Here is an 18,612-nt window from a genome sequence, read left to right on the forward strand (position 1 = left end):
GCGGGGGTCCGTTACGACGAGGCGGCTTCGGACGCGGCCGGCGCAGGCGATGCCGCCGCGCTCGACGCCGGCGCGGCTTCGGACGCGGCGGCGGGCGCTTTCGGGCCGGCGGCGGACTTCGGATGCGCCGGCTGGATCTTCGCGCCGTCGTTCAGTCGATCCATGCCGTCCGTCACGACCGGGTTGCCGGCCGCGAGTCCCGACACGATCACCGTGTTCTTGCCGTCGCTCGGTCCGAGCTTGACCTTGTGCACGGACACCGTGCTGTCCGGATTGACCAGATAGACGAAGTCGCCCGGCGCGCCGGACTGTACCGCGGCGGTCGGCACGAGCACCGCGTTCTGCATCGTGTTGACGAGCAGCTTCACGTTGACGAACTCGTTCGGGAACAGCGTTTCGTCGTCGTTCGCGAAGGTCGCGCGCAGGGTGACGGTGCCGGTCGCGGTCGCCATCTGGTTGCTGACCGCGTACAGCGTGCCGGTCGCGATCTCGCGCGAGTTATCGCTCGAATACGCGGTGACCGGCAGCTTCGCGCCGGTGGCCAGACGCTGCACGATCGACGCGAGCGAATCCTGCGGCACCGTGAACTGCACCGTGGTCGGCTTCACGGTCGTGATGACGACGATGCCCGTCGACGACGACGCGGTCACATAGTTGCCCGGATCGACGAGCCGCAAGCCGACCTTGCCCGCGATCGGCGCGGTGATGCGGCAATAGGCGAGGTCGAGATCGAATTGGGCGATGTTGGCGAGGTCGACCTTCACCGCCGCTTCGTCCTGCTGCACGAGGAATTGCTGATCCGCGAAGGTCTGCTGCGCGATCGACTTGCGTTCGTTCAACTGCGTATAGCGCTCGAGATCGGCGCGCGCCTGCGCGAGCGACGCGCGGTCTTTCGCGAGCGTCGCTTCCGCCTGCTGCTTGCTGATCTGATACTGGCGCGGATCGATCTGCGCGAGGAACTGGCCTTTTTGCACCTCCTGGCCTTCGTGATAGCCGACTTCGGTCAGATAGCCGCTCAGCTGCGGCAGCACGGTCACGGTTGCGATCGGCGTGACGGTGCCGAGCTCGCTCAGTGTGACCGGCATCGAACCGAGCGTCGCCTGCGCGACGGTGACGACGATCGCCGCGTTCTCGCGCACCGGCTTCTTGCGCGTCATCAGATGAACCACGACGAGCGCGACCAGCATGAGCACGACAACCGCGAAGACGATGAGCCCGCGTCGGGAGCGCTTTGGCGGCGGGGACACGGTTTCGCTCATGTTGATCTCCGGGAACGGATATTGGTGTCGATACTCGGTTGGAAGCTCGTCCGCTGACGGGACTGCGCAAAAGTGCCATGGTTCACGCGCGTTGTCATCAGTCGAACGCCTCCGGACGTGTTGTTATGAAGACGTAAGGAAGTGGGGCGAGGGCTTGAATACGGGCATGCGTGAATGTAACCGGCTTGCGCCGGCCTTGAGTTACAGGGGCGCAACATGTTGGCCGCTGGAAGAGTCCGGGGCATCGATCGGGGGGCACGTGGGGGCGGATACCCGCATGGGCAGAGTTATGGGCGCGGCGGGACATCGCAATATGCGGTAACAGACGACAGCCAACTGACAACCGGGCCGTGCGTCCAGAATCGTCACGATCGTCCGCTATCATCGCGAGCCAGCGTCGCGCGCGCCGCGACTGTCACGACACCCCACAACCTCGCCCCGATGTCCATCACCGTCAATTTCCCAGCCGAAGTCCGCGACTGGATCGCCGCCAACCTTTCGCGCGGCGTCGCGCCCCAAGCGATCGTCAACGAACTGGTGAACCGCGACAACGCGGCCGAGCTCGCGTCGGCGATGGTCGATGCGGTCGCATCGGCGTTCCTGTACGGTATGGCGCTGCCCGGCGACAAGCTCGAAGTCGGCAGCGCGCCGCTCAGCTACCAGCCCGAGCCGCTGCGCGTGCCCGACGCTCCGCTGATCCAACTCGGCGAGCGCAAGGTGCGCGTGCTGTCGCGGCTGCAACGACCGGCCGCCGTGCACATCGCCAATTTCCTGAGTGCCGATGAATGCGAGCAGTTGATCGCGCTCGCACAGCCGCGGCTCGACCGGTCGGCCGTCGTCGATCCAGTGACCGGCCGCGATGTGATCGCCGGTCATCGCAGCAGTCACGGGATGTTTTTCCGTTTGGGCGAGACGCCGTTGATCGCGCGCATCGAGGCGCGCATCGCGGAACTCACGGCAACCCCGGTCGAGAACGGCGAAGGCCTGCAAATGCTGCACTATGAGGAAGGCGCGGAATCGACGCCGCACGTCGACTATCTGATGACGAGCAATGAAGCGAATCGCGAGTCGATCGCGCGCAGCGGCCAGCGCATGGGCACGCTGCTGATGTATCTGAAAGATGTCGAAGGCGGCGGTGAGACGGTGTTTCCGCAGCTTGGCTGGTCGGTCGCACCGCAGCGCGGGCACGCGCTCTACTTCGAATACGGCAACCGCTACGGGCTGTGCGATCCGAGCTCGCTGCACGCGAGCACGCCGCTGCGCACGGGCGACAAGTGGGTGGCGACCAAATGGATTCGCACGCGGCGCTTCGCGCCGCGCGTTCAGGCTTGAGAAGTCAGGCCTGACAGGCAACGCTTGCAGCGTCGCGCTGCTAGCCGCGGCGGGCTGCAGCGCGAAGCCGGTAGCAGGATGGGCGCGTCAGACGCCGCGCCCTCGAAGCAAGGTAATCAGAACTGCTCGATCCACGTGGCGAGGCGATCGGCGGTGAACTCGCTACCGCGCTGCGCCGGCCGGAACGCGATCGCATTGCCTTCACTTGCCGGCTGCAGTGCAACGTCATTGCCGTCGAGCCACAGAAGGCTCGCCAGCCATACCGCGTGCCCGCTCGACACCGCGTTGTTGCCCGGCTCCGCGAGAAACTCCGCGAGTGTGGCCGGCTGGTCGCACACGAGACCATCGCCTTCGCGGCGCACATTGATGCCTGCCTCGGAAAATACCCCGACCAGCGTCGTCAGTGCGTCGCTCGCGGTCACGCTCGCGCTGCCGTGACGGTTACGCAGCGTGGCGAGGTGCGCGGCCACCGTATGACCGAACGCGCCGCTGCGGGCACTCTCGGCTGCGATCAGATCGGAGTAGTCCTGCAGCAGCCAGTCCGGCTCGGAGTTCGGCACGTCGGCGAGTACCGCTGCGGCGAGATACGTCTCGACCGGCTGAAAGCGCTCGGGCCCGATCAGCGTGGCCGACAGCGAACGCACCAGACCGATGCGAGTGGCGACCACCTGCTTTTGCAGCACGCCCAGCTTCTCGCGCACCAGCGTGTCGCGCTCCTTGCGCAGCTCGGCAAGCTCGAGCGCCTGCTTCAGCTCCATGCGCAGCGCCGTGATGTCCCAAGGCTTCTTGATGTAGCGATGGATATGACCGAGGTTGACGGCCGCGACGGTCTGATCGATTTCCGAATACGCGGTGGTCAGAATTCGCACGACATGCGGAAAGCGCTCGCTCGCATAGCGCAGCAGCTCGTTGCCGAACTCGCCCGGCATACGCTGGTCGGAGACCAGCACCCCCACCCTGTCGCCGTGCTCGTCGAGCAGCGCCTTGCCCTCTTCCACCGAGCCGCCAGTCAGGACCGGCGCCAGGCTTCCGATGGCACGCTGGAAGTACTTTACGGCGGTAGCTTCGTCATCGACGAAGATGATCGCCGGCGCCAACTCCTCTGTGGCTTTTGCTTCGTTCATCAACAACTCCTGTGCGTTTGACCTTTGATATGGGGGAAATCCAGCACGACGGTGGTGCCTCCCCACGACGTGGACTCGATCCTGAGTCCGCCGCCACAGGACTGCATGACACGGTTGCATAGAATCAGGCCCAAGCCGTTCCCCCCGGATTTCGCGTGCGTTGTAATTGGGTCCGTCAACAGGCGGTCTTTGATCTCGGGCGGAATTCCCGGCCCGTTGTCGCAGATGCCGATGCTCGGGTGGGGTTCCGTTGTCACGGTAAAGCGCACCGACGGCGACGGCACATCCGCGAGCGCGCGCAACGCGTTGGACAACAGTGACGACAGCACGAGCGCCACGCAATTCGGCTGCGTGAGCACGGCAAAGTCGCTGTCGACGTCGACCTGCACCCACGAGCGCTGCGCGGTCGTAAACGGATACGTATCGAGCAACGCCGAGATCAGCCCATGCGCGGTACTCTCGATGCGCGCCTCGTCGCCCTCCAGTTGCCGGCGCCGCCCGTTGTGCACCGAGCGCCAGAAGGACGACACCACCGCCATGCAGTACTGCGCGCTCTCGCGCATCGATTTCGCGGCGCCGAGAATTTCGCCTTCCGCATCGCGCTCCGCGTCGATGCGATCTTCGATGCTGTGCGCGTTCAGCGCGATCGCCGCGAGCGGCGTGTTCAGTTCGTGCGCGATGAACGCCAGGGTTTCGTCGATGGCGATCAGGCGCTGATTCTGCATCGTGCGTTCGTGGTAACGATCAAACGCCAGTTGCAGCGTATCGCGCACTGCCGCCGGCTTCAGCGGCTTTTCGAGGATGCGGAACACCTCGCCGGTGTTGACCGTCTGCAATAACATCTCGACGTCTGCATAAGCAGTGACCAGAATCCGCACGATGTGCGGATATTCCAGCGCCACCTGGCGCAGCAGGTCGCCACCGTCACGCCCCGGCATGCGGAAGTCCGTGACCAGCACCGCGATGCGGGCGTTGTCCTGCTCGAGGATAGCGATCGCCTCGTCGCTGCTCGTCGCGAGCAGGACCTCGTAATCGGCACCTACGGTGCGCGCGAAATATTTGCAGGCCAACTCTTCGTCATCGACGTAGAGAAGAGTGGGCTGTGTCTGTCGGATGTCATTCATGGTATTTCTCAGGGTGCGGGCGACAGATCGAAACTGAATGAAGCCCAACTTCCCTGCTCGCTCTCGGCAAACAGCAGGCCGCCATGACGCTCGATCACCGCATAGCTGATCGACAGCCCGAGGCCCAGGCCCTGTCCCACTTCGCGGGTGGTAAAAAATGGCTCGAACACGCGCGCGAGATGCTCCGGCGCGATGCCCGGCCCGTTGTCTTTTACCGTCACATGCAGGCGGTCTTCGGTCCATCTGACGTTGACGTGAATCGCCGGCGCGGGCGTGCCCGCCTTGCGCATCGCCAGCACCGCATTCGACAGCAGGTTGATCAGCACGCCGATGATGGCCGCCTCGTCGCCCTGCACCAGCGTATCCGCGGGCAGCTCGCGCGTGACGGTGACGCCGCGCAATTCATGCCCGACGAGCCGGATCGCCGAATCGAGCGCCTTTTCGAACAGGAACGGCGTGCCCAGCTCCGCCTCGGCGCCGGGCTTGCGATACGCGAACGTCTTCAGGTCCGACACGATGTGCTGGATCCGCTGCATGCCCTGCCGCGCATCGACCAGACATTCCTGCAGCGTCGGCTCCTTCTTCGAGATCGGCTCTTCCAGCGCAACCTCGATTGCCATCAGACAGAAGTTCACCGGGTTGTTCACTTCATGCAGCAGGCCGGCCGCGAGCGTACCGATCGCCGCCATTTTTTCCTGCTGCAGCAGTTGGCCCTTGATGTCGAGCAACTGCCGATTGATCACTTCGAGTTCGGCGTTCTTCGCGGAGACCTCCGCGTTTTTCTCGGACACCTGGGCCTTCAGGCGAAACAGCATGAAGCGCACGCGTTCGTTGAAAAACGTGTAGACGGCACTTGCGGCAGCGGCGAACAGAAGGAGCAGAACATTGACGGTCATCGTGCCGAGCGGCACGCCGTCATGCGGAGGCAACAGGCAGGCCAGCAGATACAGAAAACAGGACAGCACGCCGAACACGAGGTTTTGCCACAGACCGAATGGCAACGCAATGCCGGACGCGAAGATGGCCAGATTCAGGCCCATGTAGTAGGGCGACAGAACACCATCGGTGCGCCAGATCATCCATGAAATCATCGCCTGCGGCAGCAGCAGCCAGGACAGCGTCAGCCATGGAGTAAGCCGCCGCCCCATGCTGGTGTCGAGCAAGGCGATGATGCCGCCGATCATCAACGACACGAGCAGGCGCGCGAGCGCGAACGACGTCTGATACTGCGGATACTGCGCGTAATCCAGCCCCACGCCGAGCAGCACGAGCGCAATCGCTGTGCACGCGCCGCCCCGGCTGAACGTGACGCGAAAGTCGGCCAGCTCGGTTTGATAGCCGCTCTGCAGGGGACTGGTAGTCATGAACAGGGATGTCGACACGGTTTCAAAGGATCGTGGCTTCCGCGAACACATTCACCCCGGTCTCGTCGACGTAGAGCTTCTGGTCAGTGGAGTTGGCGGGAAGCAGCGAGCTCATGCCGCTTTCGTTCCGATAAATCAGATACCACTCGAGCAGATGCTCCATCCCGTACTTCTCCGGATTCGCCGAATGGACGTTGGTGACCAGCAACTGGCCGCCAGCTCGCGTGCGAGCGGCGAAGTAACTCAGGAGACGCGCGCAGACCTTGTCCGACAGATAGTCGAACAGACCCGCGCAGTACACCGCGTCGAATTCGCGCGCGGAGGGGTCCGTTGAAATTTTACGCTTGAGCAGATCGTGCACCGACTGATGCACCATTTGCACCGAGGCTTTATGGCCCGCGGCATTCGCCGAGCTTTCGATCGCGTCCTTCGTAAACGCCAGCGTTTCCTCGCTGAAGTCGACCAGCTCGAACGACAGCAGCTCCGGATGCGGATATTCGCGCACGAAGCGCTGGATCTCGAAAGCGGGCCCGCAACCGACGTTGAGGATGCGCAACGGCCTGCCGGCAGCGCGCGCCGCTTCGGCCTGACGCGTCAGAAAGTCGATCAGCAGCGTGATGCGGTTGCGGTGCGCAGTTGCGACCGCCGCGTGCAGGAACGCGGTATTGACGATCTGGAAGTATGTGGTCGGTCCCTGCTGCGGATCGCTGAGGATCTGGTTGACCATCTCGTAGTCGCCGGCATAGCCGAGCGGCTTGGTGAACGTGCGGTAGACGAATGGCGCGCGCAGCAGCAACGGATGCAGTGCCGCTTGCGCATACGTGCGATGCACGGGTGCGGTCTCGGCGTCGACGCGCTCGGCCTCCTCCTCCAGGCGGTCGAGGAAGAACTTGATCTTGAGCATGATCGGCGTGGCGAGCTCGTAGAACAGGTCCTCGCGCAGCCTGCCTTCTTCGGTCTTCGGCAAGCTCTCGGTCAGGTCGACCTGCTCGACCCAGCGCGACACTTCCGACAGGAATGCGCGCATCTCGTTCACGACGATCTGATAGTCGCGCCGGATATTGAAGCGCGCGTCCCAGTCGCTAATAAAGAGTTCTGCTTCCCGGCCGACCGACTTCGCTTCATTGGGCAGAACGCTAAGCTCGCGCCATTCGTCGATGAGTGCCAGCGAAACCACCGCGGTCAGACCGGTGTTCACCAGACTCACCACCACCGCCTTGCCGAGATAGGCATTCTTGGTGCCCATGCGCACGCTCAGCTCGCTTAACACCTCGCTGACCTGCACGATGGAATAGGGGTTATAGACCTCCATGACCAAAGACTTTCTCTGGAGGTTAATGATCGTCCCACGCACGTGCTCGCGCTGCGAGTTGCGGAAGCTGATCACCGGGTCGATTTGCGTTTGAGAGTACACGGTATTAGTACCTGAGGAATCCGGGAACGCAGCAGGGTGTTGGAGAAGTCCAGTGAATGGCTGCCGCACGCACGACACCGGCGACAAGTCGTGGACGCGTTTCAAACCACAGTTGAGCTGGAAACACCAAAGCCCTTTGCCAGAATGGCTCCAGCGGGTTGCAGTGTAACATCAACACGTTCAATTCTGACTGAGTTCAAATTCAGGATGAAACGTATATGCAAGGATTTCTTGCGAGCATGTCCGTGCTGTAGAAAGCCGTTTTTGCAAAGAACCATTTGAAACGAGTTGGCGAGCGCGCGGGGGCAATCGCCGACAATTCGTTTCTCGACAACGACTTGCAATCGCATTGCCACGATGGCGGCACGATCCGCTATTGAGGGGGTGCGTTACTTGTGCCTTTCTGATCCATGCCCTTTGGATATGCCCCGTGCATTCGCCGAATAAGCCTTTTTTGTTTAAACGCAATTCGCGTCCGGCGCGGCAAACGTTTTTCTTTTAGAGTTCGGCGCGAGTACCGTCGACAATCGAGCGGCTCGCGCACTCGTTGACTCATTCGTGCAAGGCCAAACCTTTCACGGCCTTATCGACGGCTTTCTTCGGTCCGTGCAGTGCGAGACCGACGAGATCGAGATTCGCCGCGTCCTCGGCGCGAAAGACTGCGCGATTCGCCGCGTCATGCCCCGTCGAAAACATCGCGTGCACATACGGCACGATTCCGAGCTCGCGCGACAGCGCCTGCCGATGCGCGCCCTGCAGACCGAACCGGTCGGCGGCGAACACCGTCATCGGCTGGCCGAGCATGCGGCCGTAGCGGTGCCCGGCGGCATCCTCGTAGGGCTCGCCCAGCGCATCGGGCGCCGCGGCCGCGACACCGGTAGCGAGAAACGCGACCACATTGAGCTTCTGCCAGACCGCGAGATCGCTGCGCACGATCAGCGCCACTTTGGTATCGAACATGATGACTCCTCGTTGAGCCGCTCATGATCGACGATGCCGCGCGATCAGTCTGGAACGTTTGTGCACATCTGCCGGTACGCCGCCGGCGTCATGCGGTACGCCCGACGAAACCAGCGGCCGAGATGGCTCTGATCCGCGAAGCCGACTTCGGCGGCGACCTGCGCGGGCGTGCGGCCGGTCGCGAGCAGGCGCCGCGCGGCGCGCAGGCGCAAGCGCACCAGATACGCGTGCGGCGAGGTGCCAAACGCGCGCTGAAACAGACGCGTCAACCTGAACCGGTCGATGCCGGCAACTTCGGCGAGTTCGTCGAGCCCGAGATTGCCGTCCATGTGTTCGTGCAACAGATCGCGCACCCGCGTGATCGCAGGTGACGCGGCGGGGTCGCCGGTCAGCGGCGCATCGCGTAGCTGGGCGCCGAGTTGCAGCAGCAGACGATCGAGCGTCTGGTCGCGCGCGAGCCTGCCCTCGTTGCCGTAGATCGCGGCGAAGGCCTGGCCGATCGCATCGATGAGCGCACAGTCGTCGACCAGCGTATGGCCGAACGCCGCCTCGACGCCGGCCAGTCCCGGCAGATCGAGCCGCCGCGCCGCGCGCTCGACCCAGGCTTGCGGCAGATACAGCATCGCGTAGGTGAAGCCGGCCGCCTCTGGCGCGTGACCGTCGTGCAGCGCGCCGGGCTCGATCAGGATCGCGCGGCCCGGCACGCTCGTGTGCAACGACCGATGACACTGGAAGCGTTGCACGCCCTGCTCGGTATAGCCGATCAACATGTCGTCGTGATCGTGCGGATCGTAGGCGTGGCCGCCGAAATGCGCGCGCAGGCTCTCGATGCCGGTTTCGGCGTCGCGGCGGGCGATTAGCCAGTTGGCGGGACTGAGTGAAGTGGGCATGGGTTGGAGCTGGCGGGCAGCGGGCGATGCGGCCAGCGGATAGTGTACGGCAGGGGGGAATCGCGTCGGGCCAACGACCGTTCCTGTCGACGAAGGCAACCAGCGTCACGGCTTCTTCGAACGCGGAGGCCGTGCGTTGACGAACGGGTTATAGCCGCGCGAACCCGCCGGCCGATCCTGTTCGGTCGCGCGGCGGCGCTTGCTGGATCGTCCGTCGCCCGACAATTGCGCAAGCAGTTCTTGCGATTCGGACTCCGACTCCGCGTCCGTTTCATCCACGGGCGGCGCGGTTTTTTTGCGTCGCGCGGTTTTTGGCTGCGCTGCTTTCTCGTCCGTATCCGGCGCGACGCCCGCGATGTGTTCGATCACAGTCATGAACGATGCCGATGCCGATCGGACAGGTTGTCCCGGCAGCATCGTCAGCGCGACGATTTCGTGCAGTGAACGACCGTCGACGGAGCGGCCCTCCACCGTGTCATGCCAGTCGACATCCGCTTGCGCGAAGGCGCCGATCACACGTTCGAGCACGGCCGGCGACAGGACGCCGCCGTCGTACAACCGGATGACGACGCTTTCGAACATCTGGAGCGGGGCGATGCCCGTTGTTTTCGGCGCCACGTTTTGTCATCCGGTTGGTTTCTCTTCCAGTATCAGCCAGCAAATCATATGCCGATGTGGCGAGTAACTCATCGTGATCGCCGAATACGGCATGCACGAGGCGTGAATCATGCTCGCATGCAGGAAGTCGGCCCGCTTGCACAAGCAGGGCGTCGCCGGTCGAGCCATATCGACCGCGCCGTCGTAGCAAATTAGAGAGAACCGTCGATCGAGCCGCGGGACGTCATCACGGCCTTGTCATATGGCGTTGGGAAGATCGCGGCGCCATTCAGGCCCGCGACGTCGAGCGGTCTTGCGTCTTGCGGCACAGAAAAAAAACGACGACCGACAACCCACACGACCCAACGACCATGAAAAGAAGCGCCTCGACACTCGCCGGTTTGGGAGTCATGCTTTCGCTCGCCGCTTGCGGCCCCGACAATGTCAGCTCGCCCGCCACCGGCTCGAGTGCCAGCGCGAATACCAGCACCAGCGTCACCGCGACGGGCATCGCCGCCGCCGGCGCGCCCATCGTCGGCGTCACCGTCACGGTGACGGACAGCGACGGGAAGAGCACGCAGTCGAGCCTCACCGACGCGACCGGCAAGTTCACCGTGTCGATGACGGGCAAGGCGCCGTTCGTTCTGACCGCGCCATTCAACGATGCGGACGGCACGCCGGCCACCCTGTCCGCGGTCATCGATCCCGCGCCCGCGTCGTCGGGTGCGGCCGTGTCCGTGGTCGCCAATCTGAATCCGCTGACGTCGCTGCTCACGCAGCGCGTGCTGGGGATCGTGCCCGATGGCGGGCCGACCAGCGCGCAGATCGCGTCGGCGAAGATCTCCGCGAGCAGCATCGCCCAGGCCGACGCGGCCGTCGCGGGCGCGTTGCAGCCACTGTTCAGCGCGTTCAGCGTGCCGGTCAATACCGTCGCGGACCCGATCGGCACGCCCTATCAGGCGAATGCGAGTAACCCGCTCGATAACCTGTTCGATATCGCGCGCTTCACGGTGCACGCCGGCACGGTCGCCGCCGGTGTCGACGCCAGCCGCGCGCAGGTTTCGATCCCGCCCACCGGCGCGGTCTCCGGCGCGATGCCGGCCGCCGCCGTGAGCTCGGCGCTCGCGTTGAGCAACAGCGCGACCACGACGCCGATTCAGCACGTCATCGTCGTGGTCGGCGAGAACCAGACTTTCGACGGCCTGTTCGGCGGCTACGTCGCGCCGGACGGCCAGACGGTCAAGAACCTGCTGTCGGAAGGCATCATCAACGCGGACGGCACGCCGGGTCCGAACTTCGCGCAGGCTGCCCAGAACCAGGGCACGACGCAAACGGCCTACACGATCAACCCGACGCGCGGCCCGGCGTACGCGACTCTGCCGCAGCCGGAACAGATCGGCATCGAAAACCTCCAGACCTTCACGACCGGCGGCGGCACGGCCGACACGCGCTTCCCTGCCACGCTGCCTAACGGCCCGTTCCAGATCACCAGGTACGTACCGTACGCGCAGCAGGTCACGGCCGTCGCGCCCTTGCTGACGCTCTACGCGATGACCGGCGACCCGGTCCATCGCTTCTTCCAGATGTGGCAGCAGACCGGCGGCGACAACAGCAAGCACGACATGTTCACGTGGGTGGCCACCACGGTCGGCCAGGGTGGCGATACGACCGGCATCACGCCGCAGAATCCGTCGCAGGGCGGCGAACTGATGGGCTTCATGAACATGTCGACCGGCGATGCGCCGTATTTCCAGTCACTCGCGCAAACCTACGCGGTTAGCGACAACTATCACCAGTCGATCATGGGCGGCACCGGCGCGAACTTCTTCTCGATCGCGACGGCCGACGAGCCGTACTTCAACACGGCCGGCACGGTCGCAACACCGCCGGCCAACCAGATCGAAAATCCTGACCCGATGGCGCAAACGGCGAACTTCTACACCCAGGACGGCTACGAAGGCGGCTCCTACGTGAACTGTTCCGATGCGAGCCAGGCCGGCGTGTCAGCCATTCTCAATTTCCTCGCCGCGAAGAAGGTCGCAAGCAATTGCGACGCGGGCAAGTACTATCTCGTCAACAACTACAACCCCGGTTATGACCTGAACGGCAACGTCCAGCCGATCGGTCCGAACAACTACAACTACCCGCCGCAGACCGTGCCCACCATCGCCGAGGCGCTGGCCGCCAAGGGCGTGTCGTGGAAGTGGTATACGGGCGGGCGCACCACCAGCGACCTTACAGCTGAAACCCAGCTGCTGGAACTCGCGGACGGGTTGCCGGCGGCGCAGGCGGCGGCGCTTGCACAGTCGGCGCAGTACAACGTCATCGGCGACCCGCTGGTCGCGTCGAGCAAGGTGATGGGCACGCCCGCGCTGAAGGCGAACCTGACCGATCTGACGACGTTCGCCAACGACATCAAGAACAGCACGCTGCCCGCGGTGTCGTTCGTCGTGCCGAAGAACCTCGACAGCGGTCACCCCGGCTATTCGGCACCGGCCACCTATGAGGCGTTCCTGAAGACCGTGATCGCCAACGTTCAGGCCAATCCGACGCTGTGGGCGCATACGGCGATCCTGATCACCACCGACGAAGGCGGCGGCCACTTCGACACCGGCGCGATCCAGAACCTCGATTTCTTCGGCGACGGTCCGCGCATTCCGATGCTCGTGGTGTCGCCGTATGCCCGCAAGGGGATGGTCGACCACACGTACTACGATCATGCGTCGGTGCTCAAATTCATCGAACGCAACTGGCGCCTGCAGCCGCTGTCGACGCGTAGCCGCGACCGTCTGCCGAATCCGGTCACCTCGACGCAAAGCCCGTATCTGCCGATCAACACGACTTCGATCGGCGACCTGATGGCGATGTTCAATTTCTGATCGACGAGAGCATCGAAAAAACGGTGGGGCCTTCGCTCCACCGTCTTCCGTTGAAACGACGCACGCATGCAGATGATTCGAGATTGCTTCAAAGTGGCGAGTGGATTGGGCGCTGCAACGATTGCCGCCTTCGCCGCCTTCACGCTGGGTGCGAGCTTTTCAGCCACGGCACACGCACCGTCGAGCAATGGACTGACGGCCGCCGCGGGCGGCTTTGCCGCGGCATCGAAAGCGGTGCCCAAGGCGGCCGCCAAAGTCTCGGTGCAAAGATGGGTTCGCTACCCCGCGAGCTCTGCCGCGTTGAGCCAGCGGGCCGAACTTGGCAAACAGATATTCTTCGACGCGTCGCTATCGGCCTCGGGAAAGATGTCATGCGCGAGCTGCCATAGTCCCGAGCACGCCTACGGTCCACCGAACGGCCTTGCCGTGCAACTGGGCGGCGCCGACATGCGCCAGCCGGGTACGCGTTCGGTGCCGTCGCTGCGCTATCTGAGCTTCACGCCGTTGTTCAGCCGGCACTTCTATACGCCCGCCTCGGAAGATACCGAGGACGAAGGACCGACGGGCGGCTTCATGCGCGACGGCGCCGCCGCATCGTTGCACGATCAGGCGTCGATGCCGCTGCTCAATCCGAACGAGATGGCCAACCGCAGCGCGGCCGAAGTCGTCGCGAAGCTGCGGCACAGCGCTTATGCCGACACCTTCAGAAAAGTCTTCGGCGCCCAGGTCTTCTCGCAGACGGACAAGGCATTCGCGCACATCGGCGAAGCACTCGAAGCGTTTCAGGCCGAAGACATGAGCTTCCATCCGTACACGAGCAAGTTCGATGCGGCGATGTCGGGCAATGCGGACTTCACGGCGCAGGAACTGCGCGGCTACGCGCTGTTCAACAACCCCGACAAGGGCAATTGCGCAAAATGCCATCTGGACGCGCCTGGGCCCGGCGGACGGCCGGCGCAATTCGCCGACTTTTCGTTCATTGCGCTCGGGGTGCCGCGCAACCCGGAAATTCCGGCCAATCGCGATCCGACGTATTTCGACCTTGGGCTGTGCGGCCCCTATCGCTCGGATCTGGCGAAGGAAACCGGCTTCTGCGGCATGTTCAAGTCACCGACGCTGCGCAACGTTGCGACGCGCTCGGTGTTTTTCCACAACGGCCGCTTTCATAAGCTTGAGGACGTGATGCGCTTCTACGTCGAGCGCGATACCAATCCGGCAAAGTGGTATCCGAAGGGGGCCAACGGCAAGGTCGACAAATTCGACGATCTGCCGCGCCGCTATCGCAACAACGTCGACTTCGCGGATGCGCCGATGGACCGGAAGCTCGGCGGCAAGCCCGCGCTGAACGAGGCCGAGATTCGCGACGTCATCGCATTCCTGCAGACGTTGAACGACGGTTACTCGGTCACGCCGGGCGGCCCGAAAGCGCTGGTGCGATAGCGGGGTTTGTTCGTAGCGAAACCAACGGAACGCCGGGGAAAGACGTAATCGAACTGGCGATATTGGTCTACGCGAGCAGCAGTAACGCGTCCGCCAGTGACAGCACCGTTGTGCGTGAATCGAATGCGGTAGAAAACAGATGCTCGTGGACCACCTGGTCCGGGTCGTAACAGCAATCCTTCACCGTATACAGGCGGAAGTCCGCGTCGCTGGCGTACGCGACCGAGGAGAGCACGACTCCGGTCGACGCGATGCCGACCATGATCAGCGAATCGATACCTTGCTCCGAAAGCTTCGCCTCCAGATCGGTGCCGAAGAACACGCTCGCACGATGCGCGATGACGAGCGGTTCGTTGGCCTGCTGGCCCAACTCTGGCGCGATCCGGTCTGCGAGGAAGAGGCCGAGACTTTTGATTCCCTGTCCATTCCTGTTCAACGGGCTGACTTCCGGATAGCCCGGACTGAACCTGAGGTTGGCGAAATAGACGCTGACGCCTTTGGCCCGGGCCGCGTCGCATAAGCTGCGCGTATTGGCGAGCAAGGCGGGCGCGACCGACGGAAACAGTCCGAGAATGTCGGTCTGGTAGTGCATGACGACAAGCGCGGTTCGCGATGGTGCGATGGCCGGAATCCGTGCACTCGCGCGAGTGCCGCTGAGCCCGTCGTTCGCGATGCCGTCAGAACCTGCGTTGGTTGTCATTACGCCACCTTTATCCGGGTTCCACGTCCTGTTGTCGGAGCAGCCGCTTCGATGCCGTGGAAATCATACTTCATCGCATCGCGCGGGCGATCATCGATTCCGCCCGGACGCATACCCTACTTCAACGGCCCTGTCCGCTTGCTACACTATGTACAAAGGTCGCCGGCGCTCCCGCAAGGGTCATGAGCCACCTGCGACGCAACTTCGCAAAAAAAACAGAGGATGAGCATCCAAATGACGCTTTCGACGAGAAAATTTGGTCGTACCGGCTGGAATGTGTCGGAAATCGGTTTTGGGGCATGGGCGATCGGCGGCTCGTGGGGCAGTGTTGCGGAAGATGACGCCAAGGCCGCGCTAAATGCCGCGCTCGATAGCGGTGTCACGTTCATCGACACGGCCGATGTCTACGGCGATGGTCGCTCCGAACGGATCATCCGCGACGTGCTGCGGCAACGAGGCAGCGAACGTCCGATTGTCGCCACCAAGCTCGGGCGCCGACTCGACCCGCATGTGACCAGCGGCTATCTGAACAAGCGCGAGCTCGAAGCTTTCATCGACCGGAGTCGCTCGAATCTCGGCGTCGACACGCTCGACCTGGTCCAGCTGCATTGCCCGCCGACGGAGGTTTACTACCGTCCCGAGGTGTTCGACGCAATGGACGACTTCGTCGCCGCCGGCAAGATCCGCTACTACGGCGTGTCGGTCGAAAAGGTGGAAGAGGCGCTGAAGGCGATCGAATATCCGAACGTGGTTTCGGTGCAGATCATCTACAACATGTTCCGTCAGCGTCCATCCGATCTGTTCTTCAGGCAAGCGCAAAAGAAAGACGTTGCGGTCATCGCGCGAGTGCCTCTGGCCAGCGGCATGCTCACGGGCAAGATGTCCGCGGATTCGACTTTTGCATCAGACGACCATCGTGCATTCAATCGGCATGGCGAGGCGTTCGACGTCGGCGAAACGTTCTCCGGCGTGCCCTACGACGTCGCGTTGCAAGCGGTCGATGAACTGCGCGGCCTGGTACCCGCGAACGCCTCCATGGCGCAGCTCGCTCTGCGCTGGATCCTGATGGAGGATGCCGTCTCCGTCATCATCCCGGGCAGTAAAAACGCGGCCCAGGCGGCGTCGAACGCCTCGGCCGCGAGCCTCGCGCCGCTGTCCGACGAGGTAATGCAACGGGTCCGGGATGTCTATCAGCGCCATATCGCGCCGCACGTCCATCAGCGCTGGTAAAGGCAACGCGGTGGCGGCTTCGCGGTGGGCGCATTCGACATGCAGGGAGCACCCGGAATAAATTGTGTTTGCACCTGGACTATGGAGAACCTCATGACAGACATCGCACTTGCACGCAAAGATGCTTGCCTCGCAGTGGTTCATGCGGTACTGACGGACTTGAGCGACGACAGTAATCTGATCGGCGCGGCTCTACGTGTTGCGGACTACCTCGTAGATGATCTCGAAGGCAAGATCACCGAGACCGACGCCATACTGCTTGCTGTCACCGCACTAACCAAGGTCAATCGCGCGATTCGCGAGTGGAACGACGTGGACGGCAACTCGATGGACGCGATGAGAGTCGCGGATTTCGTCGTCGATGAACAAATGAACGGGTACGACAGCGCGCCACATCAGCCGACTTCGTCGGCGGCAAGAATCGAGGCGCGAGCGGCCGCGGTGATCCGGCCGACGGGGTCCCCGGCGCGGCCTGTTCACCACTGAGTTTCGTATCTCACTCCGGGCGCGCCACCGCCGGCCGTTTCAGCGGCTGGATGGTGGCCATCGCAAGCCCCGCTCCGGCGAACGCACACGCGGCGCAGACGAGCGCGACGGCCCGCAGCGCGTCGGTCATCGCATCGGCTTGCGCGCGCGCCACGGATGTCTCGCTCGGCGTATGCGAGTCGCCCGCCGCCCCTCCCGCGTGCTCGACCGGCGCCAGCAATTGCCCGATCTGGCGCGTATCTTGCGGCACATGCAGTTCGTCGAGGCGCGCCGATAGCGCCGCGTGGTGCGACCACACGAATACGATGCCGAGCACCGCAATCGCCAGCAGGCCCGCCACGCGCGCAACGGCGTTATTGATGCCGGACGCCACGCCTGTGCGGTCGCTCGGCACCGCGCCCATCACGGTCGTGGTAAGCGGCGCGACGGTGATCGTCATGCCGAGCCCAAGCACGACGAGCGCAGGGAAGAATTCAGCCCAATAGCTGCCGCGCACGAACGGCAGCGCCAGCAACGTGAACCCGACTCCGGCGACGCCCGGGCCAACGGTCAGCAGCGTGCGCGAACCGAAGCGGCTAGTCACACCGCCAGTGAAGCGCGAGAGCAAACCGATGATGAAAGGCACCGGCAACAGCGCCGCCCCCGCTTCGGTCGCGGTGTAGCCATGCGCGCGGATCAACGTGAACGGCAGGAAGAAGAACGTGCCGCCAAGGCCGAAGTAAAGCAGCAGTGTGACGAGGTTGGCGCCGGCGAAGTCGCGCGAGCGAAACAGGTCGAGCGGCATCATCGGGTTGGGGCTGCGCGCCTCAATGGTCACGAATGCGGCGAGCATCAGCACGCCGGCGCCAATCGCACAGAATACGAGCGGATGCGCGAAGCCACGCGCCGATGCTTCGGTCAGGCCGAACGTCAGCGCGGCGAGGCCCGTGGCTGCGCTCAGTGCGCCGGGCCAGTCGAGCTGTCCAGGCGCATCGGCCCCGTGGCTGTTGGGCACCGCCGATATGGCGAGCGCGATCGTCAGCGCCGCGAGCGGGACGTTCAGGAAGAAGATCGCGCGCCACGACCACGCGTCGACGAGCCAGCCGCCCGCCACCGGCCCCACGGCCGACGTGATCGCGCCGACGCCCGCCCAGGTGCCGATTGCCCGTCCGCGCGCTGCGTCGTCGAACACCGCGCCGATGATCGCGAGACTGCTGGGTACCAGCAGTGACGCGCCGATGCCTTGAACCGCGCGCGCGGCGACCAGCGCAAACGTATTCGGTGCAAACCCGCAAGCGGCCGACGCCAGCGTGAAAAGCGCGACGCCCGCGATGAACACCGTGCGCCGGCCGAGCTTGTCGCCCATCGATCCGCCGACCAGCACGAGGGAGCCGAGAAACAGCAGATACGCGTTGACGACCCACTGCATCGCCGCGACGCTCGCGCCGAGTTCGCTCTGAATGGCCGGCAGCGCGACGTTGACGACGGAGCCATCGATGAACGCCATGCTCGAACCACCGATCGTCGCAGCCAGCGCGAGGCGCTTGCGCTGGCACGGGCGGCCGGTCGTGACGGGCTGCGTGCGGATGACGAGCTCGTCGCACGGGCTCGCCTGCGCGGCGATGATGTGCGCCGTCCTCGGCTTGCTACCAGGATGATCAGGGTCGGCCACGTTCGCTCCCGTGCTGGTCGATGAAGACTTAGAGCGAATGGCACTTACTTAAGCCTACATGGAGGAGAAGACGCGGGTAAGTGCTTGAAGAGAAAGGGAGGGGGCTGATCCAGGGATTGATACGATGGTTGTTACCAGGCAAACACCGTCTCATTCCAAAGA

Annotated in this window: 15 protein-coding genes; 5 read left to right on the top strand and 10 right to left on the bottom strand. The window is 63.8% G+C overall.

Annotated features, from left to right (window positions below; genetic code table 11):
- Window positions 1-11: 11 nt before the first annotated feature.
- Window positions 12-1,259: an efflux RND transporter periplasmic adaptor subunit gene (locus tag F6X37_RS06185; protein WP_187610672.1), complete on the bottom strand. Its 1,248-nt coding sequence runs from the start codon at window positions 1,257-1,259 to the stop codon at window positions 12-14.
- Window positions 1,260-1,700: 441 nt separating this feature from the next.
- Here F6X37_RS06185 and F6X37_RS06190 point away from each other — a divergent pair, with 441 nt between their 5' ends.
- On the top strand, window positions 1,701-2,591 hold the full coding sequence (locus F6X37_RS06190; RefSeq protein WP_187610673.1) for a 2OG-Fe(II) oxygenase: 891 nt from the start codon (window positions 1,701-1,703) through the stop codon (window positions 2,589-2,591).
- 116 nt (window positions 2,592-2,707) lie between these two features.
- Here F6X37_RS06190 and F6X37_RS06195 read toward each other — a convergent pair whose 3' ends face one another.
- The 7 genes from F6X37_RS06195 to F6X37_RS06225 form a co-directional block, all read right to left on the bottom strand.
- On the bottom strand, window positions 2,708-3,715 hold the full coding sequence (locus F6X37_RS06195) for a response regulator (RefSeq protein WP_187610674.1): 1,008 nt from the start codon (window positions 3,713-3,715) through the stop codon (window positions 2,708-2,710).
- Window positions 3,715-4,839, bottom strand: a complete 1,125-nt coding sequence (locus F6X37_RS06200; RefSeq protein WP_090807730.1) for a hybrid sensor histidine kinase/response regulator — start codon at window positions 4,837-4,839, stop codon at window positions 3,715-3,717. The genes F6X37_RS06195 and F6X37_RS06200 overlap by 1 nt, the downstream gene beginning before the upstream one ends.
- Window positions 4,840-4,847: 8 nt before the next feature.
- Window positions 4,848-6,203: a sensor histidine kinase gene (locus F6X37_RS06205; protein WP_187610675.1), complete on the bottom strand. Its 1,356-nt coding sequence runs from the start codon at window positions 6,201-6,203 to the stop codon at window positions 4,848-4,850.
- A 22-nt stretch (window positions 6,204-6,225) separates the two neighbouring features.
- Complete coding sequence (locus F6X37_RS06210; protein ID WP_090807735.1) at window positions 6,226-7,617, bottom strand: class I SAM-dependent methyltransferase; 1,392 nt, start codon at window positions 7,615-7,617, stop codon at window positions 6,226-6,228.
- A gap of 552 nt (window positions 7,618-8,169) precedes the next feature.
- Window positions 8,170-8,577, bottom strand: coding sequence for a DUF2000 domain-containing protein (locus F6X37_RS06215; protein WP_187610676.1), 408 nt, complete (start codon window positions 8,575-8,577; stop codon window positions 8,170-8,172).
- Window positions 8,578-8,621: 44 nt separating this feature from the next.
- Window positions 8,622-9,467 (bottom strand): AraC family transcriptional regulator, encoded by an 846-nt coding sequence (locus F6X37_RS06220; RefSeq protein ID WP_187610677.1) that lies wholly within the window; start codon window positions 9,465-9,467, stop codon window positions 8,622-8,624.
- A 105-nt stretch (window positions 9,468-9,572) separates the two neighbouring features.
- The gene (locus F6X37_RS06225) at window positions 9,573-10,085 is read right to left on the bottom strand and encodes a hypothetical protein (RefSeq protein ID WP_187610678.1); all 513 of its coding nucleotides are present in this window, start codon (window positions 10,083-10,085) and stop codon (window positions 9,573-9,575) included.
- A gap of 350 nt (window positions 10,086-10,435) precedes the next feature.
- Between F6X37_RS06225 and F6X37_RS06230 the strand changes: the two genes are divergently transcribed.
- Both F6X37_RS06230 and F6X37_RS06235 read left to right on the top strand, forming a co-directional pair.
- On the top strand, window positions 10,436-12,943 hold the full coding sequence (locus F6X37_RS06230) for an alkaline phosphatase family protein (RefSeq protein WP_262419817.1): 2,508 nt from the start codon (window positions 10,436-10,438) through the stop codon (window positions 12,941-12,943).
- Between the two features lie 66 nt (window positions 12,944-13,009).
- Window positions 13,010-14,383, top strand: coding sequence for a cytochrome-c peroxidase (locus tag F6X37_RS06235; protein WP_187610679.1), 1,374 nt, complete (start codon window positions 13,010-13,012; stop codon window positions 14,381-14,383).
- A 67-nt stretch (window positions 14,384-14,450) separates the two neighbouring features.
- Here F6X37_RS06235 and F6X37_RS06240 read toward each other — a convergent pair whose 3' ends face one another.
- The gene (locus F6X37_RS06240) at window positions 14,451-15,083 is read right to left on the bottom strand and encodes an isochorismatase family cysteine hydrolase (RefSeq protein WP_187610680.1); all 633 of its coding nucleotides are present in this window, start codon (window positions 15,081-15,083) and stop codon (window positions 14,451-14,453) included.
- A 234-nt stretch (window positions 15,084-15,317) separates the two neighbouring features.
- Between F6X37_RS06240 and F6X37_RS06245 the strand changes: the two genes are divergently transcribed.
- The gene (locus tag F6X37_RS06245; RefSeq protein WP_187610681.1) at window positions 15,318-16,313 is read left to right on the top strand and encodes an aldo/keto reductase; all 996 of its coding nucleotides are present in this window, start codon (window positions 15,318-15,320) and stop codon (window positions 16,311-16,313) included.
- Between the two features lie 81 nt (window positions 16,314-16,394).
- Window positions 16,395-16,799 (top strand): hypothetical protein, encoded by a 405-nt coding sequence (locus F6X37_RS06250; RefSeq protein ID WP_244168790.1) that lies wholly within the window; start codon window positions 16,395-16,397, stop codon window positions 16,797-16,799.
- Between the two features lie 10 nt (window positions 16,800-16,809).
- Here F6X37_RS06250 and F6X37_RS06255 read toward each other — a convergent pair whose 3' ends face one another.
- Window positions 16,810-18,450 (bottom strand): MFS transporter, encoded by a 1,641-nt coding sequence (locus F6X37_RS06255; RefSeq protein WP_187610682.1) that lies wholly within the window; start codon window positions 18,448-18,450, stop codon window positions 16,810-16,812.
- Window positions 18,451-18,612 lie beyond the last annotated feature (162 nt).

The sequence above is a fragment of the Paraburkholderia sp. 31.1 genome (assembly GCF_014397645.1).
Lineage (GTDB): Bacteria > Pseudomonadota > Gammaproteobacteria > Burkholderiales > Burkholderiaceae > Paraburkholderia > Paraburkholderia tuberum.